The organism is Microbacterium sp. CFH 31415, from assembly GCF_022538185.1.
Lineage (GTDB): Bacteria > Actinomycetota > Actinomycetes > Actinomycetales > Microbacteriaceae > Microbacterium.
Genome location: NZ_JAKYXC010000005.1, coordinates 278470 through 305461, shown reverse-complemented (window position 1 = coordinate 305461; position 26992 = coordinate 278470). Strand labels below are relative to the sequence as shown.

26 protein-coding genes are annotated in these 26992 nt (G+C 69.7%); 9 read left to right on the top strand and 17 right to left on the bottom strand.

The window, feature by feature from the left end; all coding sequences use genetic code 11:
* Positions 1-287: 287 nt before the first annotated feature.
* On the bottom strand, positions 288-1451 hold the full coding sequence (locus tag MK786_RS08070) for an acyl-CoA dehydrogenase family protein (protein WP_241111705.1): 1164 nt from the start codon (positions 1449-1451) through the stop codon (positions 288-290).
* Between the two features lie 218 nt (positions 1452-1669).
* Entirely contained in the window at positions 1670-2800 is a 1131-nt protein-coding gene (locus MK786_RS08065; RefSeq protein ID WP_241111704.1) for a M15 family metallopeptidase, read from the bottom strand.
* Positions 2801-3095: 295 nt separating this feature from the next.
* Between MK786_RS08065 and MK786_RS08060 the strand changes: the two genes are divergently transcribed.
* The gene (locus tag MK786_RS08060) at positions 3096-5225 is read left to right on the top strand and encodes an intein-containing Rv2578c family radical SAM protein (protein ID WP_241111703.1); all 2130 of its coding nucleotides are present in this window, start codon (positions 3096-3098) and stop codon (positions 5223-5225) included.
* Here the strand turns inward: MK786_RS08060 and MK786_RS08055 are convergent.
* Positions 5222-6142 carry an alpha/beta fold hydrolase gene (locus MK786_RS08055; protein ID WP_241111702.1) on the bottom strand — a complete coding sequence of 307 codons (921 nt, stop codon included), beginning with the start codon at positions 6140-6142 and terminating at the stop codon, positions 5222-5224. The two genes, MK786_RS08060 and MK786_RS08055, sit on opposite strands and share 4 nt — an antisense overlap.
* A 75-nt stretch (positions 6143-6217) precedes the next feature.
* Here MK786_RS08055 and MK786_RS08050 point away from each other — a divergent pair, with 75 nt between their 5' ends.
* Positions 6218-6883: a TetR/AcrR family transcriptional regulator gene (locus tag MK786_RS08050; RefSeq protein ID WP_241111701.1), complete on the top strand. Its 666-nt coding sequence runs from the start codon at positions 6218-6220 to the stop codon at positions 6881-6883.
* Between the two features lie 65 nt (positions 6884-6948).
* On the opposite strand, the gene MK786_RS08045 is transcribed toward MK786_RS08050, so the two are convergent.
* Both MK786_RS08045 and MK786_RS08040 read right to left on the bottom strand, forming a co-directional pair.
* Complete coding sequence (locus MK786_RS08045) at positions 6949-8856, bottom strand: DEAD/DEAH box helicase (protein ID WP_241111700.1); 1908 nt, start codon at positions 8854-8856, stop codon at positions 6949-6951.
* A gap of 439 nt (positions 8857-9295) precedes the next feature.
* Positions 9296-9913, bottom strand: coding sequence for a hypothetical protein (locus MK786_RS08040; RefSeq protein WP_241111699.1), 618 nt, complete (start codon positions 9911-9913; stop codon positions 9296-9298).
* Positions 9914-9972: 59 nt separating this feature from the next.
* Here MK786_RS08040 and MK786_RS08035 point away from each other — a divergent pair, with 59 nt between their 5' ends.
* Both MK786_RS08035 and MK786_RS08030 read left to right on the top strand, forming a co-directional pair.
* On the top strand, positions 9973-10608 hold the full coding sequence (locus MK786_RS08035) for an antibiotic biosynthesis monooxygenase (protein WP_241111698.1): 636 nt from the start codon (positions 9973-9975) through the stop codon (positions 10606-10608).
* Positions 10609-10688: 80 nt separating this feature from the next.
* Entirely contained in the window at positions 10689-11768 is a 1080-nt protein-coding gene (locus tag MK786_RS08030) for a DUF998 domain-containing protein (RefSeq protein WP_241111697.1), read from the top strand.
* A 33-nt stretch (positions 11769-11801) separates the two neighbouring features.
* On the opposite strand, the gene MK786_RS08025 is transcribed toward MK786_RS08030, so the two are convergent.
* The 5 genes from MK786_RS08025 to MK786_RS08005 form a co-directional block, all read right to left on the bottom strand.
* The gene (locus MK786_RS08025) at positions 11802-15374 is read right to left on the bottom strand and encodes an efflux RND transporter permease subunit (RefSeq protein ID WP_241111696.1); all 3573 of its coding nucleotides are present in this window, start codon (positions 15372-15374) and stop codon (positions 11802-11804) included.
* A 121-nt stretch (positions 15375-15495) separates the two neighbouring features.
* Positions 15496-15885, bottom strand: coding sequence for a CrcB family protein (locus MK786_RS08020; RefSeq protein WP_241111695.1), 390 nt, complete (start codon positions 15883-15885; stop codon positions 15496-15498).
* Positions 15882-16304, bottom strand: coding sequence for a CrcB family protein (locus tag MK786_RS08015; RefSeq protein ID WP_241111694.1), 423 nt, complete (start codon positions 16302-16304; stop codon positions 15882-15884). Before MK786_RS08015 ends, MK786_RS08020 begins: the two co-directional genes overlap by 4 nt.
* 51 nt (positions 16305-16355) lie before the next feature.
* Entirely contained in the window at positions 16356-17324 is a 969-nt protein-coding gene (locus tag MK786_RS08010; protein ID WP_241111693.1) for a DNA topoisomerase IB, read from the bottom strand.
* A gap of 49 nt (positions 17325-17373) precedes the next feature.
* On the bottom strand, positions 17374-17643 hold the full coding sequence (locus tag MK786_RS08005; protein ID WP_241111692.1) for a Rho termination factor N-terminal domain-containing protein: 270 nt from the start codon (positions 17641-17643) through the stop codon (positions 17374-17376).
* A 254-nt stretch (positions 17644-17897) separates the two neighbouring features.
* Here MK786_RS08005 and MK786_RS08000 point away from each other — a divergent pair, with 254 nt between their 5' ends.
* Positions 17898-18062, top strand: a complete 165-nt coding sequence (locus tag MK786_RS08000) for a hypothetical protein (RefSeq protein ID WP_191765153.1) — start codon at positions 17898-17900, stop codon at positions 18060-18062.
* Between the two features lie 72 nt (positions 18063-18134).
* On the opposite strand, the gene MK786_RS07995 is transcribed toward MK786_RS08000, so the two are convergent.
* The gene (locus MK786_RS07995; protein ID WP_241111691.1) at positions 18135-18914 is read right to left on the bottom strand and encodes a MerR family transcriptional regulator; all 780 of its coding nucleotides are present in this window, start codon (positions 18912-18914) and stop codon (positions 18135-18137) included.
* Between the two features lie 138 nt (positions 18915-19052).
* Here MK786_RS07995 and MK786_RS07990 point away from each other — a divergent pair, with 138 nt between their 5' ends.
* Complete coding sequence (locus tag MK786_RS07990) at positions 19053-19946, top strand: DUF4097 family beta strand repeat-containing protein (protein ID WP_241111690.1); 894 nt, start codon at positions 19053-19055, stop codon at positions 19944-19946.
* On the top strand, positions 19943-20551 hold the full coding sequence (locus MK786_RS07985) for a helix-turn-helix transcriptional regulator (protein WP_241111689.1): 609 nt from the start codon (positions 19943-19945) through the stop codon (positions 20549-20551). Before MK786_RS07990 ends, MK786_RS07985 begins: the two co-directional genes overlap by 4 nt.
* A 60-nt stretch (positions 20552-20611) precedes the next feature.
* Here MK786_RS07985 and MK786_RS07980 read toward each other — a convergent pair whose 3' ends face one another.
* Entirely contained in the window at positions 20612-21154 is a 543-nt protein-coding gene (locus MK786_RS07980) for a universal stress protein (protein WP_241111688.1), read from the bottom strand.
* A 160-nt stretch (positions 21155-21314) separates the two neighbouring features.
* On the opposite strand from MK786_RS07980, the gene MK786_RS07975 reads away from it, so the two are divergent.
* Positions 21315-21491: a DUF3073 family protein gene (locus MK786_RS07975; protein ID WP_191765143.1), complete on the top strand. Its 177-nt coding sequence runs from the start codon at positions 21315-21317 to the stop codon at positions 21489-21491.
* A 38-nt stretch (positions 21492-21529) separates the two neighbouring features.
* On the opposite strand, the gene MK786_RS07970 is transcribed toward MK786_RS07975, so the two are convergent.
* Genes MK786_RS07970 through purM form a run of 3 tightly spaced genes read right to left on the bottom strand, consistent with a single transcriptional unit; the run spans position 21530 to position 25418 of the window.
* Positions 21530-22756 (bottom strand): CynX/NimT family MFS transporter, encoded by a 1227-nt coding sequence (locus tag MK786_RS07970; RefSeq protein WP_241111687.1) that lies wholly within the window; start codon positions 22754-22756, stop codon positions 21530-21532.
* A 43-nt stretch (positions 22757-22799) separates the two neighbouring features.
* Positions 22800-24260: an amidophosphoribosyltransferase gene (purF, locus tag MK786_RS07965; RefSeq protein WP_241111686.1), complete on the bottom strand. Its 1461-nt coding sequence runs from the start codon at positions 24258-24260 to the stop codon at positions 22800-22802.
* Positions 24261-24266: 6 nt separating this feature from the next.
* A complete protein-coding gene (purM, locus tag MK786_RS07960) occupies positions 24267-25418 on the bottom strand; it encodes a phosphoribosylformylglycinamidine cyclo-ligase (protein WP_308220028.1) in 1152 nt (383 codons plus the stop codon).
* 114 nt (positions 25419-25532) lie between these two features.
* Here purM and MK786_RS07955 point away from each other — a divergent pair, with 114 nt between their 5' ends.
* Entirely contained in the window at positions 25533-26144 is a 612-nt protein-coding gene (locus MK786_RS07955; protein ID WP_241111685.1) for a zinc-binding alcohol dehydrogenase, read from the top strand.
* A gap of 28 nt (positions 26145-26172) precedes the next feature.
* On the opposite strand, the gene MK786_RS07950 is transcribed toward MK786_RS07955, so the two are convergent.
* Together MK786_RS07950 and MK786_RS07945 are read right to left on the bottom strand one after the other, a co-directional pair.
* Positions 26173-26508: a potassium transporter Trk gene (locus tag MK786_RS07950; RefSeq protein WP_241111684.1), complete on the bottom strand. Its 336-nt coding sequence runs from the start codon at positions 26506-26508 to the stop codon at positions 26173-26175.
* 66 nt (positions 26509-26574) lie between these two features.
* Complete coding sequence (locus tag MK786_RS07945) at positions 26575-26940, bottom strand: sterol carrier family protein (RefSeq protein ID WP_241111683.1); 366 nt, start codon at positions 26938-26940, stop codon at positions 26575-26577.
* Between the last annotated feature and the right edge of the window lie 52 nt (positions 26941-26992).

Sequence of the window (26992 nt, the reverse complement as noted above, 5' to 3'; positions counted from 1 at the left end):
GAGCGAAGCAGCACTTCGCGACAGGTGAGCAGGACGGACGACGGGCCGCAGACCGCAGGCCGCAGGCCGAGGACCGAGGACCGAGGACCGAGGACCGAGGCCGACTGTCGCCCGGCGCCGCCGCGCGAGAACAGGTGATCCGGCGGAGACAGGACGCTCTCGGCAGAATCGTCCTGTCTCCGCCAGATCTCCTGTTTCGGGTGAGGGTGAGACGATGGATGCCGCGGCCCACACCCTCGCGAGAGGGGCGGGGCCGCGGCATCCGGAACCGCGTCGTCAGCGTGCGATCAGCGCTTGCCGACGATCTGACGGCTCACGAGGTCGCGCATGATCTCGTTCGTGCCGCCGTAGATGCGGTGCACGCGCGCGTCGAGGAACGCGCGGGCGATGGGGTACTCGGTGATGTAGCCGTAGCCTCCGTGCAGCTGCACGCCGATGTCGAGCAGCTCCCACTCGCGGTCCGTCGACCAGAACTTGACCTTCGCGGCCTCCTCGGCGGTGAGCTTCTGGTCCTTGTAGAGCATCATCGCGCGGTCGTTGTACGCCCACATCACGTCGACGGTGGTCGCCATGTCGGCGAGCTTGAAGCGCGTGTTCTGGAAGTCGGCGATCGGCTGGCCGAAGGCCTCGCGACTGAGCACGTACTCGCGGGTCCAGTTGAAGGCGGCCTCGCCGGCAGCAGCGGCCGCGACACCGATCGACAGGCGCTCGAGGGGCAGGTTCATCATGAGCTGGATGAAGCCGAGGCCCTCCTTGCCCCCGATGAGGTTGGCTTCGGGTACGAACACGTCGCTGAACGAGAGCTCGGCGGTGTCCCAGCCGTGGAAGCCCATCTTCTCGAGCTTCTTGCTGTGGTCGAAGCCCTCCATGCCGTCCTCGAGGATGAGGAGGCTGAACGCGTCGGGACGGTTGCCCTCGCCGGTCTTGACGAACGTCACGACGATGTCGGCCGTCTTGCCCGACGAGATGAACGTCTTGGCGCCGTTGACGATGTAGCCGCCGTCGACCTTCCTGGCGGTGGTCTTGATGCCGCGCAGGTCGCTGCCCGCGCCGGGCTCGGTCATCGCGAGGGCGCCGAGGATCTCGCCGGTCGCCATGCCGGGGAGCCACTTCTCCTTCTGCTCCTGGGTGCCCATGTGCACGATGTAGGGGATCGCGAGGTCGTCCTGGATGCCCAGCGCGCCGGCCAGCGATCCGAGGCCTGCGCCGATCGTCTCCTCGAGCACGATCGAGCGGAAGCGGAAGTCCTGCAGCATGCCCGCGCCGCCGAACTCCTCCGGAACGGACAGGCCGATGATGCCGGACTGGCCCGCTGCGAGCATGGTCTCGCGGTCGATCTCGCCCGCGGCATCCCACTGCTTGCGCTTCTCGTCGGACGCGTAGCGCTTGATGAACTCCTTGACGACGTCGCGGAACGCGTCGTGGTCCTCGTCGTAGATGTTGCGCTCCATATGTGCGCCTTCCTCTCGTCTTCGAGCATGTCGTCGGCGCGCGGTCGTGCCGCTCGCCCGTGGCTCGACTCGATCATAAAGGTCGCGCGCGGTGGGATCGGGCCGTCTGTGAGATCGCGTCCTAAGGATCGTGAAACTGGGTACCGCTGTTTGTGGGATGCCTCAAACCGGCCCGGACCGGCCGTTTCACCGTGCCGCGAGCGACGGCGAAACGCGATTCAGCCGACGTAGGCGGGTGCGGGCTCGAGCCCGAAGAACTCTTCGAGCGAGGTCCATCCGCCGTCGTGGTACGCCCGCGAGAGCTCGGGGCCGATGTACCGCAGGTGCCACGGCTCCGGTGAGTAGCCGGTGACGCCGGTCGCGCCCGCGACGTACCGCACGATCCAGCCGTGCTCCCATGCGTGGTCGACGATCCACGCGCCCTGCGCCGTCGCGGCCAGGTCGTCGAGCGTGCCGCAGCCACCCGCGCAGGCGACGACGTCGCCGGCGAGGCCCGACTGATGCTCGCTGTGGCCCGGCCGTGCGCTCACCAGATCGGCGCCGTCCTGGCCCCGCTGATCGACGTGGCGACCGTAGCTCCCCTGCTGCGTCGAGTACGAGCGGAAGCCGCTCTCGAGCGCGATCTCGCCGACGCCGGCTTCGCGCGCCGCGGTGACCATGGCGGTGAGCGCGGATGCCGCGTCCGATCGCAGCGCCCCGCCTTCGATGCTCCGCACACCGTCGGGCATGACGAGTCCCGTCGGGCGGTAGTCGACGGGCGAGTACGGACGCGCCTTGTTCACGACGGTCCACACGCGCGTCGGATCTCCGAGGTCGACGCACCTCGCCCGGCCCTCGGCGACCGCGGAGCGGAACGATTCGGCACCGCCCGCCGCCGTGATCGCGCCGGCGTCGTCGTGGGCCTCGAGGGCGCGCATGACCGCGGGCACGCCGCAGATGTCCGCGGCGACCTGCATCTGCTTCACGACCGGCACCGGAAGGGCCGAGACCGACGGCGGCGCATCGGAGAGCAGCTGCGCCTGGGCCGCGACATCGGGTGTGCCCCCCGAGACGAGCGCCGTCACGGCTGCGGTCGACCCGAGAAGCAGGGCGCCCCCCACCGCGATCAGCAGCGCGACGCCGCCGCGCGCGAACCGCGGACGAACATGCCGCGGTGGGGGACCCTCGGCGTCGTCGGCAGTCAGCAGTCGCTCGGCCCGCGCCGCTCGTCGAGCACTCTCGCGCACCATCGGCTCGGTCCGGTGACTGCGCCGAAGCGCACCAGGCTGGGCCGAGACCCGCGAGTGCGACGTCGCGCGTGTGGCCGGCGCGGCGTACTGGGCGACGGCGGCGCGGAACTCGGCGGGCAAGACGAAGGGGTTGACTTCCGGCGCGTGAGCGACGCGCGGTGCGTGCTCGCCGTGAGGGAGGTCGAATCCCGCGGGTGCCTCGGACGCCGTCCGGCGGGCGCGCCGAGCAGCCTCTTCGCGCTGCTCTCTGGCGGCACGACGAGAAACCGGGGAGTCGGACGAACCGGGTGCCGTCACCATTCCATTCTCTCCCGAGTCGGCGCCCGGCACAGGGAGGCGCGACCACGACTCGGCGGTGTTCGATTGCGCGGTATGTGCTGTTGACAGACTCTCGAACATCTGTTCCCATTGAGGGATGCGGTGGCAGGGTCAGGAATTGGGAGTGGCGGATGCCGCGGCCCTGCCCGGCCTCGAGCACCTGAACAGCCTCGTCCAGTCGGTGACCACACCCGAGTTCGCCGGCGTGACGTTCCACGAGGTGCTCTGCAAGACCGCGCTCAACCACGTTCCCGGCGCGTCGGCGATGCCGTTCGACTGGACGGTGAACCCCTATCGCGGATGCAGTCATGCGTGTGTGTACTGCCTGGATCCGTCGACGATGATCCTGATGGCAGACGGCCGAAGCAAAGCGCTGCGAGACGTCGCGGTCGGCGACATGGTCGTCGGAACGAACCGCGAGGGCTCGTACCGTCACTACGCGGCGGCCACCGTCACGGCCAAGCGGTCCACGCGCAAGGCCGCTTACCGCGTGCTGCTCGCCGATGGCACAGAACTGATCGCCAGCGCCGATCACCGCTTCCTGACGGAGCGGGGCTGGAAGTACGTCCGGCCGGCGTCGGGCGGGTCGCCCCAGCGACCGTACCTCACGACGAACAACAAGCTGCTGGGCTTCGGCATAGGCCCGATGGCCATCGGCCACTCCGAGTCCCAGGAATACCGAACCGGCTATCTAACGGGCATGATCCGCGGCGATGCCATGATGCTTGAGCGCGAGTATCCGCGCACCAACGGCCGTGGGACCTACATCGCCCACCGCTTCCGATTGGCACTCGCCGACACGGAGGCTCTGGACCGATCGCGCCGCTACCTCGCGGTGAGCGGCGTGAAGACGAATACCCGCGTCTTCGCCGAAGCCACCGCGAACCGTCGAGCGATGGACGCGATCTTCACGTCGCGCGCCGCTGACTATGAGGCCATCACGTCTCTGGTGTCGTGGCCGCAAGACCCGTCGCCGGACTGGCACCGCGGCTTCCTGGCGGGCGTCTTCGATGCGGAGGGGAGTTGCAGCCAGGGGATTCTGCGCATCTCGAACAAGGATCCTCAGATGATAGCGGCGATCCACAACGCGCTGGTCGCCTACGACTTCGACGTCGCGATCGAGCCCATCCGACCGAAGGGCGTCACGTCCGTGCGGCTCCGCGGCGGCCTCGCCGAGCGCCGGCGATTCTTCGAACTCGTCCAGCCGGCGATCACGCGAAAGCTCGCGCTTCTCGGGGCTGCCGTGAAGTCGGATGCCCCACTGCGGATCGTGTCGATCGAGGACGTAGGCGAGACGATCGACATGGTCGACATCACGACGTCGACCGGGGACTTCATCGCCAACGGCGTCGTGAGCCACAACTGCTTCGCCCGCGGCACGCACGAGTACCTCGAGCTCGACGCAGGCCGCGACTTCGACAGTCAGGTCATCGTCAAGATCAACGTCGCCGAAGTGCTCGAGAAGGAACTGCGCCGCGGCTCCTGGGCGCACGAGCCGGTCATGCTCGGCACCAACACCGACCCGTACCAGCGAGCAGAGGGCCGCTACAAGCTGATGCCCGGCATCGTGAGCGCGCTGACCGAGTCGGGAACCCCGTTCTCGATCCTCACCAAGGGCACGCTCCTGCGCCGTGACCTGCCGCTGCTGCGTGAGGCCGCGGCATCCGTCCGGGTATCGATCGCCATGTCGATCGCGATCTTCGACGACTCCCTCCAGCACCTCATCGAGCCCGGAACGCCGACCGCCGGCGCGCGGCTCGAGACCGTGCGCGCCGCGACCGAGTCGGGCTTCCACGTGACGGTGTTCCTCATGCCGATCATCCCCCACCTCACCGACTCGATCGCGGCGATCGACGACGCCCTCACCCGCATCAGAGCGGCCGGCGCAACCCGCGTGGTCTACGGGGCGCTGCACCTGAGACCGGGCGCGAAGCAGTGGTTCATGCAGTGGCTGGAGCGGCAGCATCCCGAACTCGTGTCGTCGTATCTCGGGCTGTACCCGGGTGCGTCCGCCAACGCTCCGAAGGCATATCGCACCTGGCTCGCGAAGCGCGTGCGCCCCCTGCTGCGGGTGCACGGACTCGACGGACGCGCCGAGGACGACCACCCGAGGGGCACCCCCGTCTCAGGACTCGCCGCTCGCGCCGACGCCCGGGCGTCGGGAATCGTCACGACCTCGCGCGGGCGAGCATCTGCCGCGGCCATCGCCGAGCCGCGACTGTTCTAGGGGCGAGAGAACTGCGCCGCGGCCTCCGCCTGGTCCGGCCCCGGCACGGCCACCGGCGCCGGCTCGGCGACGAACTCCAGCACGGCGTCGAGGAACACGTCTGATTCCAGGACGCGGTTGTGGCCGAGACCGCGGGTCTCGACGACCTCGGCTCCGGGGTTGGCGCCGGTGATCCGCGAGAGCTCGCCGAACGGCACGACGCGGTCGGCCTCGTCGTGGACGGCGAGCAGCCGCACTCCGCGGGGCACTGGCCGCCGCACCGGCGACAGCCGTGCGAACGGATCGCGATGCCCCGGGAAGTAATGCTCGGCGAACCGCACGCGCAACGCGGCTGCGGTGCGGTCGTCGAAGCGCAGCATCGTCTGGAACTGCCGCAGCAACAGGTCGGCGTCCGCCGGGGCCGCCACAGTCACCGCCCGGTCGACAGTCAGCCCGTCGGCTGCGGCCACGAGCGTCGCCAGACCGCCGAACGAGTGGCCGACGACGGTGTTCAGACGGCCGAAGCGACGCTGGATCGCCTCGAGGATGTCGAGCCAGTCGATCAGGTAGCTTCCGCGCGCGATCGTGTCGCCGTGCGCCGGAGCGTCGAACGCCACGACGTGGTACCCCTCGGCGACGAGGTCGCGCACCAGGACGGCGAACTGGCTCGCCCGCCCATCCCAGCCGTGGGCGAGCACCACGACGTCGTCACCGGCGCCCCACTCGTACACCACCACGTCCACCCCGCGCCGTGTGAGTCCCGGGATGCGGACGGTCGAGCGACGAGCGGCCCACATCGTGTCCTGCGCACCCGCGGTGACCGGGCGGGTGCGCGCGATGCGAGCGAAGAAGGGCAGTGCGATCGCCGCGCCGAGTTCGGGCGAGAGACGGCCACCCGTGCGCACCAAGGCGCCGGCCGTCGAGAGTGCGAGATTCACGATTGCTCCGATCCGAGGGAGATGTACGAACGGTCGTACGTATGAATACGAACGATCGTACGGTAACATGTGGACATGGCGCAAGAGCAACGTGACGGCCGCCGCGTGCGAGGCGACGAATCGCGCCGCGCGATCCTCGCGCACGCGATCGACACCGCATCAGTGGAGGGGCTCGAGGGCCTCACCATCGGACGTCTGGCCGATGCCGCGGGCCACAGCAAGAGCGGGGTCGCGACGCTCTTCGGCTCGAAGGAGCAGCTGCAGCTCGCCACGGTCGCCGCCGCGCGAGAGGTCTTCATCGACCGCGTGGTGACCCCGGCACGTGCCCAGTCCGGGCATGGGCTGACGCGGGTCTGCGCGCTCATCCGGGCGTGGCTGGCCTACTCGGACGATCGCGTGTTCCGCGGCGGCTGCTTCTTCGCGGCCACCTCGGTCGAGTACGACGCCAAGCCGGGACCGATCCGAGATGCCGTCGTCGCAGCGTCGATGGAGTGGGAGGACTACCTCGCACTCTCGATCCAGCGCGCGATGGATGCCGGCGAACTGCCCGGACTCGACGACGCGCGGCAGCTGACGTTCGAATCGGTCTCGTTCCTCGAGGCGGCCAACACGCGCTCACTGCTGCACGGCAGCGCCGAGCCCTACGACCGTGCTGCAACCGCACTGCGCACGCGCCTGCTGGCGCTCGGCGGTGACCCCGAAGTCGTCGCGCAGATCGGACGCGTGGCCACCGGCGCCTGACCCGCGCCCTGGAGCGTGCGAAAGGCCCGACCCCGTGCGGGATCAGGCCTTCGCGGCGGTGCTTCTTACGCGTCGACGTTCGACAGCTGGCGACCGCTGAGCTCTTCGAGCAGATCGTCGCCGGGACGCACCTCATCGAACGGAGCGTCGATCTCGGCGCGGTCGAGCAGCTCCGTCATGCGGCGCCGGCGCTGACGGGTGATCAGCGTGACGACGGTGCCCGAGCGCCCGGCACGGCCGGTACGGCCCGAGCGGTGCAGGTACGTCTTGTACTCGTCGGGAGCATCGGCCTGCACCACGAGGTCGATGTCGTCGACATGGATGCCACGTGCCGCGACGTCCGTCGCGACGAGCACCTGCACCCGGCCCGAGGTCAGGCGCTCCAGGTTACGTGTGCGCTTGGCCTGATTGAGATCGCCGTGCAGCGCGAGCGCGCGGATGCCCGCGTCGTCGAGCTGCTCGGCGAGCATCTCGGCGTAAGCGCGCGTCCGGGCGAAGACGAGGGTCTTGCCGTCACGCTCGACGAGCGACTCGAGGATCTCGCCCTTGTCACGGTGCTCGATGACGAGCACGCGGTGGTCGATGGTGCCGGAGTCCTGATCCTCGCCGGCCACTTCATAGACGGCCGGCTCGACGAGGAACTCGTCGACCAGCGCGGCGACCTCGCGGTCGAGCGTCGCCGAGAAGAGCAGCTTCTGGCTGCCGTCTGCCGTGTGACGCAGGATGCGCTGCACCGGCTCGAGGAAGCCCAGCTCGCACATGTGGTCGGCCTCGTCGAGCACCGCGATGCGGATCTGCGACAGGTCGAGCTTGCCCTGGTTCACGAGGTCCTCGATGCGGCCCGGGGTGCCGATGATGATGTCGACGCCCTTCTTGAGCGCACCGACCTGACGACCCTGCGGCACACCGCCGTAGATCTGCGTGGTGAAGAGGCCGACGCTGCGCGCGATCGGCTGGATCGTGCGGTCGATCTGCAGCGCGAGCTCGCGCGTGGGGGCGAGGATAAGGGCCTTCGGCGCGCGGCCGAACTCACGACGCTGACCCGCCTGCGAGCGAAGGACGCTCTCGACGAGCGGAGCCCCGAAGGCGATCGTCTTGCCCGAGCCGGTGCGGCCGCGAGCGAGCACGTCCTTGCCCTCGAGGATCGGCGTGATCGTGGCGGCCTGGATCGGGAACGGCGTCGCCGCACCGAGGTCGGCGAGCGCGCGGACGATGTTGTCGCCGAGACCCAGGTCTGCGAACGTCACATCGGCGACCTCGCCGGCCTGCACGGCCTCGGCCTGCAGGCGCTCGTGCACGACGTCGACGTGCGCTTCGTGCGCAGCCGTGCGGGCGGGCGCATTCCAATCCGACCGAGCCGGACGGGCATCCCGACGCGGACGGTCATCGAACGAGCGAGCCGGGCGGGCATCGCGACGCGGACGGTCATCGAACGAGCGAGCCGGGCGGGCATCGCGACGCGGACGGTCATCGAACGAGCGAGCCGGGCGGTCGTCGCGGCGGTACGAAGGGCGGGCGTCGCCGAACGAGCGGCGGTCATCGCGGTCGACGCGGTCGAGGTGCGCCGGGCGTCCGCTGCGGTCATCGCGACGCGGACGGTCATCGAACGAACGGGCCGGACGGTCGTCGCGGCGCGGCCGGTCGTCGAACGAACGCTTCGGCCGATCATCGTACGAACGGGCCGGGCGGTCGTCGCGGCGAGCGCGGTCGTCACGACCGGCGCCCGAGTGGGTGCGGATGCCGCGTGCCTGGTCGCGGCCCGCGCGCTCCTGCGCAGACCAGCGGCGCTTAGGCGCAGCATCCGTCGATTCCTCGGGGCGGTAGCCCCGGTGGCTCGGGCTCTTGCTGCCGGGCTTGCCGGCGGACGCATCTCCGGGCCGGCGCTTGCGGTCCTGGTAGCTCGACTTGGCCGCGTAGCGCGGCTCGAAGTTCTTGGCGGGGCGGCCGCCGGCCGGCTTCTTGCTCTTGGGCATGGTGGTGTCCTTCTGGGTTGTTCTGTCAGAACAGCACTCCTGAAGATCGCACGCGTGCGACGCCGCTCTGGCGGCGGGGAGTAACCCGGACTGTCGTCGGCCGGGGGCCATTCGATGGATGGTCGTCGAGACGGAATCGTCTCCACCATCGGCCCCTTGGACTCACAAACCCATCCACGCGCACCGCGCGGTGTCCAGAGCCGACCTGTCGAGATTACCCGAAGCGTCTGGGAACTCGCCGGTGGGAAAACCACACACCTTGCAGGTTCTCATGTACAGGGCGTTATCATATGCCCAGCGGTTCATTCGCGATCTGGGGATCAAGTCCGCGTTAGCGCGGCGATCTCCGAGGCGTACGGCTTGGGGGGTCGGCGTGTTCGGAGTATCGGCGCACATAGAGAACGTGAGTACGTTGACCCTCCTCGCACCGCCTGAGCGCTCAAGCGCCACACAGACCATAGGGGTGCTCTCCGCACGGGAGCACCCGCCTCATACTGCACACCACTTCAGCCGTGGCGCGATCACCGCGCTCGTCGCCGGCGTGCTCGTCGCCGTGCTCACCACCCGCGATCCGCTGTGGTGGCAGCTGCACTTCTCGCAGCTCGGCACGTTCGATGACTTCTCCGCCCACGTCTTCAACTCCACCGCGATCATCGCCGGATTCCTGCTCGCCACCTACGGCGTCGTCGTCGTCACCGTCCTCCCCCGGACCACCCGCCGCCTGGTATCCCGGGCCTTCCGCACGGCGGTCGTCTCGGCGGGCCTGCACCTCACCGTCGTCGGCCTCATCCCCCTCACGGTCAGCACCGAGCTGCACGACCTCGCCGCGGCCGGGCTCGGTCTGTCGCTCCTCGCCATCGTGGCGTGCAGCCTCGGCATCCCCGGCTTCACGCGCGTGTTCCGCGTGGCGTCGAGCGGCTGCGTCGCCCTGCTCGCCTCGGGGATGGTCCTGCTCACGTCCGGTGTCATCACCCTCGCCTGCTTCGAGTTCTTCGGCTTCGCTTCCGTCGGCGCGTGGCTGATCGTGCTGCCGCGCGTGCTCGCCGCGTGCGCGCACCCGGCTCAGGAGTCCCCGTTCCCCGCGGGGGCCGCGATGGCGCCCGCCGATCGTGTGGAATGGACGACATGGCAGAACCCGTGGCCCACCCCATCACCGTCGCGATCGAACGGCGGATCGACCCGTCCCGCACTGTCGAAGCGACCAGCTGGATGCAGGCCGGTACGGATCTCGCGACCGGTTTCACAGGCTTTCTCGGTTCAGGCTGGGTCAGAGCCGGCGAGGGGAGCGACCTCTGGTACATGCTCTACCGGTTCCGCGACATCCCGACCCTCGAAGCGTGGGAGCAGTCGCCCCAGCGTGAATGGTGGCTCGACTCGGGCCGCGCATTCGCGAGTGAGGTCCGCGTCGAGCGCCGCACCGGCATCGAGGGCTGGTTCGATGCTTCCTTCGCGACTCACGTCGAGCGTCCTGAATCAGGAGAGCGATCGGATGCCGCTGCCTCGACCGGCCCGATCCAGCAGCCGATCCCCGCAGCTCCGCCCCGGTGGAAGCAGGCCGCCGCGATCTGGCTCGGCTTCTTCCCCACGAATCTGCTCGCCTCATGGCTGCTCGGCTTCGTCCCCGGCTTCGGCGACTGGCCTCTCGTCGTACGCGTCCTCTTCACAACCCTGCTGCTGACGCCGATCATGACCTACGTCGTGCTGCCCTGGGTCACGCGCCTGCTGCGCCCGTGGCTGCACCGCGCCGGCTGACTCCCGCGCCCGGCACGGGCGCGCGACATCCTCCGCGCGCGTCGCGAGGACGCAGCATCCCGCCGTCCTACACTGACGCCATGACCTCGCCACGCACGGCGGCCGCAGTCGACGGCCCCGGTCCGGTCCCCACTCGGCGCACGGAGTCCGAGGCGGTCTACCTCGCTCTCGGTGCCGGCGTCCTCGGCGCACTCTACGGCCTCGTCGTCGCGCTCGTCGCCCCCTCGCTCAGCCTCGCGGGCGACGACCCGTTCGCGCTCTGGGCGGCCGGCGGCTCAGCGATCGTCGCTGCGGTCGTCTCGGCCGCCGGTTACTGGCGCACGCGCAACCAGCCGGGCCAGGAGTGGCGACGGACCCTTCCCTCGTGGAAGTTCACGGTCAACACGATCTCGGTCGTGATCGTGCACACCGTGCTCGCATTCCTCGCGACGTACGCGCTGTACCGTGTGCTCGCCCTCGGGTTCATCGGGCTGCCCGTCATCGTGTTCTGGGCCGTCGTCCTGATGACGGTCACTCTTGGACTGACGGCGTACATCGTGTACTTGTCGGTGTCGCGCATGACGACGCAGCGCATGTCGTCGCTGCTCATGGCGTTCATCGTGATCGGAACGCTCACCGCCATGGTGACCACACCGGATCCGCAATGGTGGATGGTGCACTTCAGCCAGCTCGGAACCTTCGACAACCTGTCGAGCTGGGTCTTCAACGGCACGCTCATCGCGGGGGGCCTGCTCGTGACGACGTTCGCGGTCTATATCGCCAACGACATGAGCGCCCTCGCCGACGCGGGCGTTCTCACCCACCCCCGCGGGGCGAAAGTCGTGCCTGCGCTGTTCGTCGTCATGGGCGTCATGCTCGCGTGCGTCGGGATCTTCCCCGTCGACGTGAACCTGCTCCTCCACAACCTGTCGGCCTCGGGCATGGCGGCGATGTTCCTGGTGCTGCTCATCAGCGGACCCATCCTGCTGAGAGGGATGCCGCGCACCTACTTCGTCTCGTCGTGGGCGTTCCTCGGGGCGACGCTGCTGTCGGTGATCCTGTTCGTTCCCGCGGTGGGCTATTTCTCCCTCACCGCGTTCGAGATCATCGTGTTCGCGCTGATCTTCGGGTGGATCGCGGTCTTCATCCGCTTCCTCGGCGTCGCCGGTCAGCGCGACTGACCCGGCGCCACCCGCACGGGATGGCGCGCCGGGTCACTCCTCGCGGTGCTGGTCGGGGTCGCCCTCGGGGTGCCCGTCGGTGGGGTGCTCCTCGGCGGGGTGCTCCTCGGCCGGCTCCGCGGACTCGACTGGCTCGGCCCCGGGCTCATCCTCGGTGTCGACGACCGGCTCGTCGTCGGCCGCGGGCGGGTCGATCTCGGCGTCATCGGCCGCCACGGGCTCGGTCTCCACCACGGGCTCCGTCTCGACCACGGGCTCCGTGTCCGCAGACGTGGCCTCCTCGACCTCGGCCTCCACCACGCGCTCCGTGTCCGCAGACGTGGCCTCCTCGGCCTCGGCCTCGGCCTCAGGTTCCCCGTCAGCGACGTGCTCCGCCACGACCACCGGGGCCGCGGCGCCGGCCGCCAGTGCACGCCGCTCGCGGCGCGTCATCGCCGCAGCACCCGAGGTCGCGCCGACGAGCTCGGGGCTCGCAGCATCCGCTCCACCCGTCGGCGACCCGGTCGACGCGACAGCGTCCCCCGCACCGCGGCGGCGCGCGAGGCGGCGCTCCTTGGCGCCTTCGACGAGGTTGTAGAGCGTGGGCAGCACGAGCAGCGTGAGCACGGTCGACGACACCAGTCCACCGATCACCACGATCGCGAGCGGCTGCGAGATGAACCCGCCCTGACCCGTGATGCCCATGGCCATGGGGGTCAGTGCGAAGATCGTCGCGAGGGCCGTCATGAGGATCGGCCGCAGACGGCGCGATCCGCCGGCGACGGTCGCGTCGTAGGCCGACAGGCCCTTCTCGCGGTACTGGTTCACGAGGTCGACGAGCACGATGGCGTTCGTCACGACGATGCCGATCAGCATCAGCACACCGATGAGCGACGCGACGCCGAGCGGCACGCCGGTGATGATCTGGAGCAGGATCGCGCCGGTGGCGGCGAACGGCACCGAGATCAGCAGCAGCAGCGGCTGGCGGAGCGACTTGAACGTCGCGACCATCACGATGTAGACGATCAGGATCGCGGCGAGCAGGGCGAGGCCGAGCTGCGAGAAGGCGTCCTGCTGCTGCGTCACCACGCCCCCGAGCGACGCGTCGGCCGACGCGGGCAGGTCGGCGTCCTCGAGCGCGAGCGTGACGGTGGCCGACGCCGTCGCGAGGTCGTCCGTGGAAGGCGTCACGGTGACGGTCGCGGTGCGCTGGCCGCGCTGGGTCGTGATGGACGTGGGTCCGACGCTCTCCTCGACGGTGGCGACCTGCTCGAGCGGGATCGGGCCGCGCGCGCTGGGCACCGTGAGCTGCCGCAGCTCGTCGAGCGAGGCGGGAGTGGCCGAGGCCGCGAGGTAGACCGTGAGCGCCGTGTCGTCGATCTCGACGGTGCCGATCCGCTGCGGCTGCATCGTGTTCGACACAAGTGCGCCGACCGCGACCTCCGACAGACCGAGCTCCGCGGCGGCGTCGCGATCGACCGTCACGGCGATGTACGGCAGCGACGCGGCGAGGTTGCTCGAGACCTGCCCGATGCCGTCCTCGCCCTCGACCGCTGCGACGACGGCGTCCGCCGCCTCGGTGAGCGTGTCGGAGTCCGGCGCCGTGACATCGATCTCGATGTCGTTCGAGCCGAAGCCACCCTGCGCGGTCGAGACGGTGATCTGGCCGGCGTCCTCGAGGTCGGCGACGGCCTCCTGCACCTCCTGGCGCAGGGCGACCTGGTCGACGGTCGGGTCGGTCGTGATCGAGTACGTGATGCCGGTGCCGCCGCCCGCGAACGCGTCGCGCAGCGCCGAGCCGCTCGAGCCGATCGACACCTGAACGGTCTCGACGCCCTCGATGCCGAGGAGCACCGCTTCGACCTCCGCGGCCGCGGCGCTCTCGGCGTCGAGGCTCGGAGCGGGACCTATGTCCTGCGTCATCGTGAAGGTGTTCTGGCCGGAGTCGCCCAGGAAGTTCGTCTTCATGAACGGCGCGGCCGCCGCCGTGCCCACGAGCACGAGCACGGCGAGGAGCAGGGTGACCCAGGAGTGCTTGAGCGTCCAGCGCAGGATCGGCAGGTAGGACTTCTGCAGTCGGCTCGGCGGCGCGGCAGGGTCCTCGGGGTCGATCGCAGCGCCCTGCTCGTCGAGGATCGGCTTGCCGGGCTTGAGGAACCAGTACGCCAGCACGGGCACGATCGTGAGCGCGACCAGCAGCGAGGCCGTCATCGCGATCGTCACGGTCAGGGCGAACGGCCGGAACAGCTCGCCGGTGACGTCGCCGACGAAGGCGATCGGGAGGAACACGGCGACCGTCGTGATGGTGGACGCGGTGATGGCCGCCGCGACCTCGCGCACGGCACGGCGGATCGCGTCGCCCTTGTCGGCATCGCCGACATAGTGGCGCTTGATGTTCTCGATGACGACGATCGAGTCGTCGACGACGCGTCCGATCGCGATCGTGAGGGCGCCGAGCGTCAGGATGTTCAGCGAGTACCCGAACGCCTGGATGCCGATGAAGGTGATGAGCACGCTCGTCGGGATCGAGATCGCCGCGACCAGCGTCGATCGCACCGAGAGCAGGAAGACGAAGATCACCAGCACGGCGAAGACGAGGCCGAGCAGGCCCTCCTTCGCGAGCGTGTCGATGGACTCCTGGATGTAGGGGGCCTGATCGAAGACGACGGTGAACTCGGCGCCGCCGAGCGTCTCCTCGAGCTCGGGCAGCACGGCGAGCACGCCGCGCGAGACGTCGACGGTGTTGGCGGCGGGCAGCTTGGTGACCGCGATCGTCAGCGCCGGCTCGCCGTCCACGCGCGAGATACTCGTGATCGGGTCCTGCTCCTGCACGACGGCGGCGACGCCGCCGATGGTCGTGACGCCTGCGGCGATCTGCTCCGCGTTCGCCGGCACGAGCGGCAGCGCGGCGATCTCGTCGACCGTGGTGATCTTCGACCCGGTCTGCACGGTGAGCGTCTCGCCGTCCTCGGTGATCTCGCCGCCGGGGAAGAGCACGCCGTTCTGCTCGAGAGCGTCTCGGATCGCCTGCTGGCTGAAGCCGGACCGGGCGAGTGCGGCCGGATCGGGCGTGATGGTGACGCGCTCCCCCACGCCGCCGACGACCTGGGCGGCGTTGACTCCGGCGACGTCTTCGAGCTCGGGCACGATCGACGCCTCGAGCTGGGCCTGGATCGACTCGGCATCGTCGAAGCCGCTCACCGCGAGGGCGATCACCGGGAAGTCGTCGATGCTCGCGCTCAGCACGTTCGGCTCGACGCCCTCGGGCAGCTGGGCCTTGATGCGGTTGATCGCCTGCGTCATCTTCTGCTCGGCGGTCGCGAGGTCGGTGCCGTACGAGAACGACGCCTGGATCACCGACGCGTTCGTCGTGCTCGTCGCCGTGCTGGCCTCGAGGCCCGGGACGCCCTGGATGGCGGTCTCGATCGGGCTGGAGACATCCGTCGCGACGACCTCGGGCGAGGCACCGGGGTAGGACGAGACGACGATCAGCCCCGGGAACTCGATCGAGGGGATGAGCTCCTGCTTGAGGTTCACGAGCGCGAGGCTGCCGAAGATCGCGGCGACGATCGTGATCAGTGCGATCAGGGCACGGTTCTTGAGACTGAGGACGGCGAGGTTCGACACGGATGCCTTCGCGGGAATGGGGACGCGGTGATGCGCGCCGGAGCGTGACGGATACGGGAATGTATCGGGTCAAGTATCTCATCCGCGTCCGGCCTCGCGGCCTGAGCTTTCGCCCTCAGCCTCAGCCCGCGACGGCGGCGATCCACAGCCCCGCGCCGACACCCGCCGCGGCCGCCGCGACGCACAGCACGAGCGTGCCGAACAGGTCGACCGCGGCATCCCGCCACCGTCCTCGTTCGGCGAGCAGGACGGAGTCGACGGAGACGGCGCTGAAGGTGGTGTACCCGCCCAGCAGTCCGGTGCCGAGCACCATGGCCAGCTGCGGGAGGACGATCGTGCCGAGCCCTGTCAGCAGGCCGAGTGCGAGCGAGCCCGTGATGTTGACCACGAGGATCCCGAGCGGGAACTCGCCTCGCCAGCGCGTGCCGATGATGCGGTCGAGCACGTAACGCAGGCCCGCCCCCGCCCCTCCGGCGACGGCGACGACCAGCAGCTCCAGCCAGCGGCTCACTCGGCCTCCCCCGGCTCGGGGACTGCGACCGGGCGTCCGGCCAGCCCGCGGCCCGCGACGAGTCCGGCGAGCGCGGCGAGTGCGCCGAGGAGGACGGATGCCGCAGCCAGCCCGAGCGCCGGCCACGGCGTGGCCAGCCATCCGGCCGTCTGCACGGCGAGCGCGCTGTAGGTGGTGAACCCGCCGAGCACTCCGGTGCCCAAGAAGGCGCGGGCGTGCGCATGCCGGTCGGCGAGCACGCCGACGACCACTCCGAGCAGCAATGACCCGGTCACATTGACCGCGAGCGTCAGCCACGGGAGGACCGCGGCGTCGTCGACCGGGGCGAGCAGGACCGCCCGCGCGAACACCCCCAGCGCACCGCCGACCACCACGTAGCCGAGCGTGCGCAGGTCGATGGGCTGCCGGCGCGCGGTCATCCCCACACGCTAGCGGCCATCAACCACTCGGACGGAGCCACGGCACTCGGCTCAGCGCCGACCCCGGATGAGCGCCAGGATCGCCGACTCCGGCGAGATCGACAGGTCGAGCAGCTGGCCGTCGCGGTAGCGGACGAAGACGCGGGGGTCGATGTACGAGCCCCGCGCGACGGAGGGTGTGTTGCCGAGGGCCTCGGCCGTGGCGCGCACCGCGAGGTTCTCGGCGCGCTTGCGGTCGGTCGCGGTGTCGACGGTGCCGATGCGGGCCAGAGCCTCCGCGGCCAGGATCGTGCCCCGCAGCGTGCGGAAGTCCTTGGCCGTGAACCGCCCGCCGGTCAGCGAGCGCACGTAGTCGTTCACCTCGCTCGGCGTGAGCGCCACGCGCCGACGTCCGCGCTCCCATGAGAGAAGCGCCGACCGGGGTCGGCCGGCGGCGAGGATCTCGACGGCCGCGGCGAGGTCGCCGTCGTCGACCTCGAGGTACTGTCGCTTGCCGCTCTTGCCGGGGAACGAGAGAGTGACGACGGATGCCTCGACCGAGGCATCCCGCCGCTGCAAGGTGGTAAGCCCGCGGCTGCCGTGCGCGTTGAGATACCGCTCGGAGCCGATGCGCGGGGCGGCCTGGTCGAGCAGGCGGAACGCCACCGCCAGGACGCGTTCGCGGTCGAGCGCGCTGCGACGCAACGACGTCGTCACCCGCGCGCGAGCGCGGGGCAGGGTCTGGGCGAGCTGCAGGGCGCGGGCGTACTTTCGCTTGTCGCGACCGGCCGTCCAGTCCGGGTGGTAGATGTACTGACGTCGACCGGCGTCATCGGTGCCGACGGCCTGGATGTGACCGTCGGGGCGGACGCAGATCCAGACGTCCTCCCACGCCGGCGGGATGACCAGCGCGCGGATGCGCTCGAGGTGCCCATCGGGGCAGGCCTCTCCCTTGGCATCGACGTAACGGAAGCCCGTACCCGCGCGCCGCCGGGTGTATCCGGGGTCCTGGAAGGGGCGCACGCGCATGAGCTTCGGCATCCGTCACCTTTTCCTTCTGTTCGCGGTGGCTTCGCCCCCGGAGCGCGTGTCAGTGGTTGCGCAGCATGTCGATGAGCTGGGCCTTCTTCTTTCCCGAGTATCCCGTGATCCCGAGTTCCTTGGCCCGTGTGCGCAGGTCGTCGACCGTCCAGTCGTCATACGAACCCGACTCCCCGCCGCGTTCGCCGACCTTCTTGCGCCCGTCGCGCGCGGCGGCGTTCGAGATGCGCGCGGCTTTCTCCTTGGATGCCCCGTCATCGCGGAGCTCCTCGTAGAGCTCCGGATCCTTGAGGCTGGCAGAACCGCGTCCGCGAGGCATGGCTCCTCCTCGATGGTGTGGGAGTGGTGACGCCACGGTAGAGCCCGGGAGGAAGGAGTGCGGTGGGCTTGACAGCGCGCGCCCGCCCGCCTACGGCATACACCGCATCACCCCGCACGCCGGGCTATCACCGTGGACAAGGGGCCGTCAAGCCCTTGTCGACGCGGAATCGCGGGTGCCACTGTGGTGTGACTGCCCCGAAAGGCATCCGATGCGCAGACCCCGCGCACCGACGAAGGAGAAGGAGAACCTCCATGAACCTCGCCCTGATCATCATCATCGTCGTCGCTGTCGTGCTGGCGATCGTCGGAGGCCTGAACAGTGCCCTGAGCTGGCTGCTGTGGGTCGCCCTGATCGTCGGTGTGATCGCCCTCATCGCGTTCCTGTTCCGAGTAATCGGTGGCAGCCGGCGCGTCTGACACACCCGGAGCCATCTCTCCGGAGACCACGGATGCCGCGGCCCATCGGGCCGCGGCATCCGTGTTTCCGATCTAGAGGTTCGCGTCGGCGTAGACGCGCAGGGCGTCCCGTACGAACTCCGCGCCGGCGATGCCGCCCGCGCTCGTCGCATAGTTCGCGCCGAATCGCGGGTCGGCCACGTACATCTCGCCGAGCCCGATCACGTAGGACTTCACGTCGCCGCCGGGCACCGCGGCGGGCGTGCCGGGGATGCCGGTCAGCCACTCCACGTGCCGTCGCGCGACGGCCTGCGCCTCGTCGCTGTCGGGCGCGATGCCGCTCTCGGCGGCCGCGATCCAGTCGCGACCCAGGTCTGACACGCACTGCTGCCACGCCTTCTTGTCGTCGGCGCCCATGCCGCGCCACCAGCGGTCGCTGTCGGCGTAGGCCTTCTTGCCCCAGCGCTCCTCGACCTCGTCCTGGTACCGGGTGTGGTCGAAGCCGTCGAACATGTTCTCTGCCATCAGTCGTTCACCTCCTTTCAATGCGGTGATGGTCGTCTCGACCGCTGCGACCTGTCGCGTCAGCCGATCCTGTTCCTGCCTGAGCCACGCGAGGTGGCTCTCGAGGGCATGCGCCTCGGACGAGTCGCGGCCGAGGACATCCGCGATCTGCGGAAGTCCGAGGCCGAGGTCCCGCAGCAGCAGGATGCGCTGCAGGCGCACGAGCGCGGCCTGGTCGTAGTACCGGTAGCCGTTGGCTCCGACGCGCGACGCGGGAAGCAGCCCGATGTCGCCGTAGTGCCGCAGGGTGCGACTCGTCGTGCCGGCGAGCTTCGCGATCTGCTGGATCGACCACTCGTCCTCGTTCATGTCCACCACGCTAAAGGTTGACGTCGCGTCAAGGTCAAGCTTGATTCGCGAACCCATCTTGACAATGTCGCGATATATCGTGTTAGTCTCACCACACGCGATATATCGCGACCATCCCTGATACCCCTGGAGAACACCATGACCCTGGAGAAGTGGATCATCCACCCGGGCGAGACGCGCGTCATCGACCTGGAGACGGTCAGCCGCCTCAAGGTCGGCCTGGTCGGAGGCCAGATCGACGTCATCGCCCACGACGAGCCGGGCGCCCGCATCGAGGTGCACGGCGTCACCATCAAGGACCTCCGCATCGAGGTCGTCGGAGACCAGATCGAGATCGACCACCCGCAGCTGCGGTGGGACAACTTCCTCGAGGTCTTCCGCAACTTCGGCGACGGCGGCCCCAAGGCGGAGATCAGCGTCGCGGTCCCCCGCTCGGTGGCGCTGACGCTCGGCGTCGTGAGCGCGAGCGCCCTCGTGTCGGGACTTCACACCGACGCGCGCCTCAACACCGTCTCCGGCGACATCATCGTCGACGGGCTCACCGGCGACCTCACCGTCAACGCCGTCTCCGGCGACGTGCAGGTGCGCGAGCTGGTCGGCTCGCTCAACGCCAACAGCGTCTCGGGCGACGTGGCCGCCACCGGCTCGCTGCGCAAGGCGACGGTCGACACCGTCTCGGGGTCGATGCTGATCGACTCGACGGGCGAGCTCCACGCCGTGAACCTCAACACGGTCAGCGGCGCGTCGACCGTCCGCCTCGATGAGGGCTACCCGGCCAACTTCGTGGTGCGCAGCGTCAGCGGTCGCGTGCAGATCGACGGCGTCGTCCGCTCGGGCAAGGGCACCGGTCCCACGACGAACTTCTCGGGATCCGTCGGCGAGCTCAGTGGCAACTTCGCCGATGTGCGCGCCAACTCCGTCTCGGGAGACGTCACGGTGCTCCGCCGGTCCTCCGCGCCGGCTGCGCCCGCCGCGTCGACCGGCCCTGCGGTCGAGTCCGCGGACGAGTCGCCTGAGGAGGAGTGGCGATGAGCCCCGTCTTCTCCCACGGCGACCTGCGCCTGTACCTGCTGAACCTCCTCGACGAGGGTCCCCGGCACGGCTACGACATCATGCAGGCGCTGTCTGACCGTACCGGCGGCACGTACACGCCCAGCGCAGGCACGATCTATCCTCGCCTCGCCAAGCTCGAGGAAGAGGGACTCGTCACCAAGTCGATCGACGGCCGCAAGACCGTGTACTCGATCACCGAGGCCGGGCACGCCGAGGTGCAGTCTCGCGCGGGTGACCTCGAGGGCATCGAGGCGGGCCTCGCCGACTCGGTGCGCCTGATCGCCGAAGAGGTGCGCGGCAGTGTGCGCGAGGCGATGAAGAGCCTGCGAGCCGACCTCGCCGCCGCGAGCGCGGGCGAGCGTCAGAGCGCGCCGCAGCCGACAGAGAGCGACGACCCGCGCGTGCTCACGCGGGAACAGCTGCATCGAGCGGATGCCGCGATCAGCGAGTTCCGTGCACGGCTGCGCAGCGACCTCCGGTCGCACGTGGCCCGCGGCGGTGTCCTGGCCGCGACGTTCGTGGACGACCTCGCGGACGACCTCGACCGCATCGCGCGCGACGTCACCCGCACGCTCAAGGGCTGACTCCGGAACCGTCTCGCTGCGCTCGTTCGTCGAGCGCAGCGGGACCCCGGCTGGAGCGGCTTACTGCCCCGGCCAGATGTCCTCGTCGTCGGCCACCGGCTCTCCGAGCGGCACGACCAGGATGCTGCGGTGCTGCCTGTGCGCGAGCCGGGCGGCCACCGAGCCGGTGAAGAACTCGCGGATCGACTCGCCGAGCCCGCGCTTTCGCGTTCCGACGACGATGAGCTTCGCGTCGATCTTCTCGGCCAGATGCTTGATCGCCATAGCAGGGTCGCCGACGAGCTGCTGGATGCTCCAGTCGACGTCATGTCCGGCGAGGAATGCGGTCACCGTCTCGGTGACCTTGGCGAGCTCACCCTCGCCCGCGGCGATGTTGAGGTCGATCGGCGCGGAGTGGACATACCCGTCGGGGTCTTCGTACGTGACGAACCGAGTGACGTCGACATGCACGACGAGGAGCGGGGCGCCGAGCAGCTTCGCGTAGCGCGCTCCCTCGCCCAGCACGCGGGTGGACTGGTCGGGGACGACCCCCACGATGACCGCGCCCATCACCGCCTCGTTCGACGGGGCGGTCTCCGCCCGGTCCGATGCCTCGTCCGTCATGCGTCCTCGCTTCCTCGCTTGCCGATGCCACAACAGCGGCGGAGCCCGCCGGGGTGCGGAGGCTCCGTGTTATCCTGAATGCTACTCTTACCGGCCTCGAGCCGGCGTCGTTGCGGCGGGCCGACAGATTGCCCGCGACTCACAAATGAGGGGGTCTCGCATGGGGCGTGGCCGTCAGAAGGCGAAGCACACCAAGATCGCCCGCGAACTCAAGTACGACGTGCACAGCGTCAACTACGGGGCGCTCGAGCGCGAGCTCGGACACCCGTCCGACGACCAGTACGTCGACAAGTGGGCAGACCAGTACTCCGACGAGTACGAAGACGAGAAGGCGTAGCCCCTACGCACTCCTCCGGCTCCCCCTGAGCGGATGCCTCACCACGCGCCGTGACGGCGCTCCCAGTCATCTTCGACGGTGTGCCTGCGTGCCGCGACCACTCCCGCCGGGATCGCCCCCGCGACCACCGCGGCGAGGATGAGGAGCGGCACTGTCCACGAGCCGGTGAGATCGTGGATCAGGCCGATCCCGAACGGGAACAGTGCCGCGATCGCATACCCGACGCTCTGCACGAACCCGCTGAGGGCGACGGCTCCCTCGTGGGTGCGCGTACGCAGCCCGAGCAGCACCAGGATCATCGGGAACAGCAGGGGAGCGAGCCCGAGCAGTCCGACCCACAGCCACGGCGCCGTCGACGGCGCGAAGAGCAGGCCCGCGATGCCGGCGAGTCCGGTGCTCACCGAGACGCCGAACAGCGCGCGAGTCGCGTTCCAGCGCGTCACCAGCAACGGCACGACGAGCGACGCCGGCAGGCCCATGAAGGCGAAGAGCGCGAGGAGCACTCCCGCGACCACGGGGGTGACGCCCGCGACATCCACGAGGATCGTGGGCAGCCAGACGAACGACGTGTATGCCAGGGTGCTGGACACGGCGAAGCCGACCGTCAGTGCCCAGGCGAGCGGGACGCGCCACATGCGTCCCAGGACGCCCGGCGGTGGCTGCTCGATGTCGTCATCGCTCGCTGCGGCATGCTGTCGCAGCGCGAGGCCGATCCAGGGGACCGCCGCGACGACGGCGAAGACGGCCCAGAGTCCCAGCGAGAGCCGCCAGCCCGCAGCATCCGCCACCGGGACGGCGAAGAGCGGGGGAACGAACGTCGACACGGCCATGGTGGTGGAGAACACCGTCGTCATGAGGCCGATGCGATCGGGGAAGTACCGCTTGACGAGCGGCGGCAAGAGGATGTTGCCGCTGCCGACCGCCGCGAAGATGAGCGCGGTCCCCGCCAGCAGCAGGCCGGAGTTCGGCGCGAGCGCGCGAGCGATCAGCCCAATCGCAACGACCACCATCGCAGCCACGGCGAGGCGCTCGAGGCCGAACCTGCGCTCGAGTGCGGGCGTCAACAGGCCGAACACCGCGTAGCAGACGGGCGGCACGGTCCCGATGAGCCCGATCACCGCGGCCGGCACGTCGAATTCGGCTGAGATCTGGTCGAACAGCGGCGAGAGCGAGGCGACAGCCGAGCGCAGCGAGAACGCGAAGAGCACGATGCCGACGAGGGCGAGTGCGCGCCCGTGCCAGAGCGGACGGGCAGGGGAACTCACCGGTCAAGCCTACGTGCCGCCGGATGCCCTGGCCGCGCGTGCGTCAGGACTCCTGCGAGCCCTCGACCCAGGTCAGATACTCCTCGGTCACTGTTCCGGTGACGTAGCGCCCGTCGAAGCAGCTCATGTCGAGGTCGTCGACATCCGACCCCTCGAGGATGGCCGCCTTCAGGTCTTCGACCTCCTGGTACACCATGTAGTCGGCGCCGAGCTCCTCGGCGATCTCGGGGATCGTGCGACCGTGCGCGACCAGCTCGTGACGCGACGGCATGTTGATGCCGTAGACGTGCGGGTAGCGCACGGGCGGGGCCGCCGACGCGAACGTGACGCTCTTGGCCCCGGCATCCCGCGCCATCTGGATGATCTGCTTCGACGTCGTTCCCCGCACGATCGAGTCGTCGATCAGCAGCACGTTCTTGCCCTTGAACTCGCTCGACATCGCGTTGAGCTTCTGGCGCACGCTCTTCTTGCGGGCCGCCTGTCCGGGCATTATGAACGTGCGGCCCACGTAGCGGTTCTTGTAGAAGCCCTCGCGGTACTCGATGCCCAGCTTGCGCGCGACCTGCATCGCGGCGGGGCGCGAGGAGTCGGGGATGGGCATGACGACGTCGATCGCCCCCGGAGGCGTGTACTTGGCGATCGTGTCGGCCAGGCGATCGCCCATGCGCAGCCGGGCCTCGTAGACCGAGATGCCGTTCATGACCGAGTCGGGCCGTGCAAGGTACACGTACTCGAACGAGCACGGCACCAGCTTCGGATCGACCGCGCACTGGTGGGTGTGCAGGTGGCCGTCGAGGTCGACGAACACCGCCTCGCCGGGGTCGACGTCGCGCACGACCTCGAACTCGCCGTTCTCCAGGACGAGCGACTCGCTCGTGACGACCCACTCGTAGCTGCCGTCGTCGTTCTTGCGGGTGCCGAGGATGAGGGGACGGATGCCGTACGGGTCGCGGAATGCGAGCAGTCCGTGTCCGGCGATGAGCGCGATGGCGGCATACGACCCCTCGACGCGCTCGTGCACGCGTGTCACGGCCTGGAAGATCTGCTCCGGCTCCAGCTCGACGCCCGAGATCGAGCTCTGCAGCTCGTTGGCGAGCACGTTCACGAGCAGCTCGGTGTCGGACGAGGTGTTGAGGTGCCGGCGGTCCTTGTGGAAGAGCTCGTCGGTGAGCTCGCGGGTGTTGGTGAGATTGCCGTTGTGCACGAGGACGATGCCGTACGGCGCGTTCACATAGAACGGCTGGGCCTCCTCCTCGCTCGACGCCGTGCCCTTGGTCGCGTAGCGCACGTGACCGAGGCCGAGGTTGCCGAGGAGCGCACGCATATCGCGCGTGCGGAACGCCTCGCGCACCTGGCCCTTCTCCTTGTGCACGTGGAAGACGCCGTTGGTCTCGGCGGTGGCGATGCCCGTGGAGTCCTGACCTCGATGCTGCAGCAGGAGGAGTGAGTCGTAGATCTCCTGGTTGACCGAGCCGCGGCCCACCATCCCGACGATTCCGCACATGGGCTATTACTTCGCTCCGTTGTCGTCGCCGTATGCGCCGACGAGGCGCACCGCGCCGCCGTCGACGCCCTTGGCGCCCTGCTCGAACTCGCCGTCCGGCCGGCTCCCGCCGCGCACGACGCCGACCTGCCAGGTCGCGATGCCTCCGGCGGTGAGAGCGGATGCCGCGGCCTCCGCCTTCTCTGCCGACACGACGGCCAGGAACCCGATGCCGAGGTTCCAGGTGCCCTCGGTGGACTCCAGAGCGAGATCGCCGAGGTCGGCCAGCACGCGGAAGACGGGCGGCGGCGACCAGGTCGACCGATCGACCTCGACCCACGTGCCCTGCGGGAGCACGCGCGCCAGGTTCGCAGCGATGCCGCCGCCGGTGACGTGGCTGAGGGCATGCACGGCGTCGTCGGTCTCGGCGATGAGACGCAGGAGCGGCTGGGTGTAGAGGCGCGTGGGCTCCAGCAGCACCTCGCCCCAGGTGACGTGCGAGCCGAGGTCGGCGGCGCGGTCGCCGTACTGGATGCCGGCGCCGGCGACGATGTGGCGCACGAGCGAATAGCCGTTGGAGTGCAGGCCCGAGCTGGCGAGCGCGAGCACGACGTCGCCGTCGCGCACGCGGTCGGCCCCGAGCACGTCACCCGCTTCGACTACGCCGGTCGCGGCGCCTGCGACGTCGTAGTCGTTGATGCCGAGCAGGCCGGGGTGCTCGGCGGTCTCTCCGCCGACGAGGGCGGTGCCGGTCTCGTGGCAGCCGGCGGCGATGCCGCGGACGATGTCGGCGATGCGCTCGGGGAAGACCTTGCCGCACGCGATGTAGTCGGTCATGAAGAGCGGCTGGGCACCCACCACGACGATGTCGTCGACGACCATCCCGACCAGGTCGAGCCCGATCGTGTCGTGCTTGTCGATCGCCTGGGCGATCGCGACCTTGGTGCCGACGCCGTCGGTGCTCGTCGCGAGCAGCGGCTTGTTGTACGTCTTGAAGGCCGACGCGTCGAAGAGCCCGGCGAAACCGCCGACCCCGCCGAGCACCTTGGGTCCGTGCGTGCGGCGGACGGCCGACTTCATCAGCTCGACGGCGAGGTCGCCGGCGGCGGTGTCGACTCCGGCGGCCGCATAGGGATTCACCGGCGTGGAAGAGGGGGCATCGGGCGAAGAGGAGGCCACGCCTCCAGCCTACCGGCGCGACGGCGCGGCGGATGCCGCGTGACGGCGGCCTCCTGCTCCGTCGAGTGGCGAGATCGCGGGCTCGATGGGAGTGGCCGGTTCTAGAATGGCGGCATGGGCGGCACCGGAGCTCCGGAGTGGCTGATCCGCGAAGACGCCGGTCAGCCCGTCCTTCTCGCGCTCTATCTGCGACAGGTGCTGGGCATCCGCTCCCCTGACGAGCTGCCGCAGCTGCGCGGCATCCCTCCCCGCGTCAATGAGCGGTCCGAAGAGGCCCAGGCCCTGCTCGAACGCCAGTGGCGCGAGTACTGGGCGATGACGGTCGAGCCGCAGGCGCACCCGTCTCCCGTTCCGCTCGACCTGGTCGATGGGTTCGACACGCTCCTCGCGCTGCCGTCGGAGGGCTGCGACGAGCTGCGCGCCGCCGTCGCACCGCATGCGGCGGAGGCCCTGGCGTTCACGCAGTCCGCCCATGCCCGCTACCGGCGCGACGCCAGCCCCGGCACCGGAACGGCGTACCGGGCCTACGCGAGCGCGATCGCCGAGCACGAGCGCCAGGTCGGCCGGCGCGCCCACTCGTTCGAGCTCAACGTGCAGGTGCTGCCGCTGACTCAGCGCGGCGTGTGGTGGATCGGTTCCCTCACGATCGCCGTCACCGACGGCCTGCGCGGCGACGTCGCGGCGTTCGACGCGGCGATCCACCCGATCATCGCCGAGCTGGCGTGAGGTGAGCGCGAGCTGAGGCGCGCCGGCGTCAGGAGGCGGGGCGGTCCTCGTCGACCTGCACCGACTCGTGATCGACGGTGACCTCGCGCGTGCGCTTGTTCGAACGACGATCGAACCACAGCGCGACGAAGCCGGCGAGCGCGAGCCCGACGGGGATGCAGACGAGGAGCAGGAAGCCGAAGACCTGGCCCTGCGAGTAGACGAGCCCGGTGTTCGGGCTCTTCTCGGCGGAGCCGTCGAACGCGAACGTGAGGATCATCGCGACCACGACGCCGAGCGCGGCGCCGGCAAGCAGGAAGACCGAGATCTTCGGTGCACGGCGGACGCGCACGGTCTCGATGTGGTCTTCGACGTGATCCGGCATGTCTCCATTGTCCCACTCCTCCCGAGCGGCGGCACCGTCCCGGCCGTCGAGAGGCGGGGGCTGCGGTCAGGGGCGCAGCGGGAGCAGGTCGGAGATGTCGGCGCGCGTGCCGGACGCGAGGATGCGGCCCTGGGCGGCGGCATCCGTCCACAGCTCTTGTCCGGTTGCGAGGGCGATCCACGTCGCGGGATCGGTCTCGACGACGTTCGGCGGCGTCCCGCGGGTGTGGCGCGGGCCCTCGACGACCTGCACAGCACCGAACGGCGGCACGCGCACCTCGACCGAGTTGCCCGGAGCCTTCTCCGCCAGCAGCTGCAGCAGGTAGCGCACGGCCGTGGCGAGGTCGGTGCGGGAGGGGAGGGATGCCTCGCCCGCCGCATGCACGGCTTCGAGAGCGGTTCGTCCCTCGTCGGTCGTGATCCTTCGCGGCATGGGTCAACGCTACGCCGCGCGGAGCACGGTGAGGGCGGCCACGCCGTCGCGT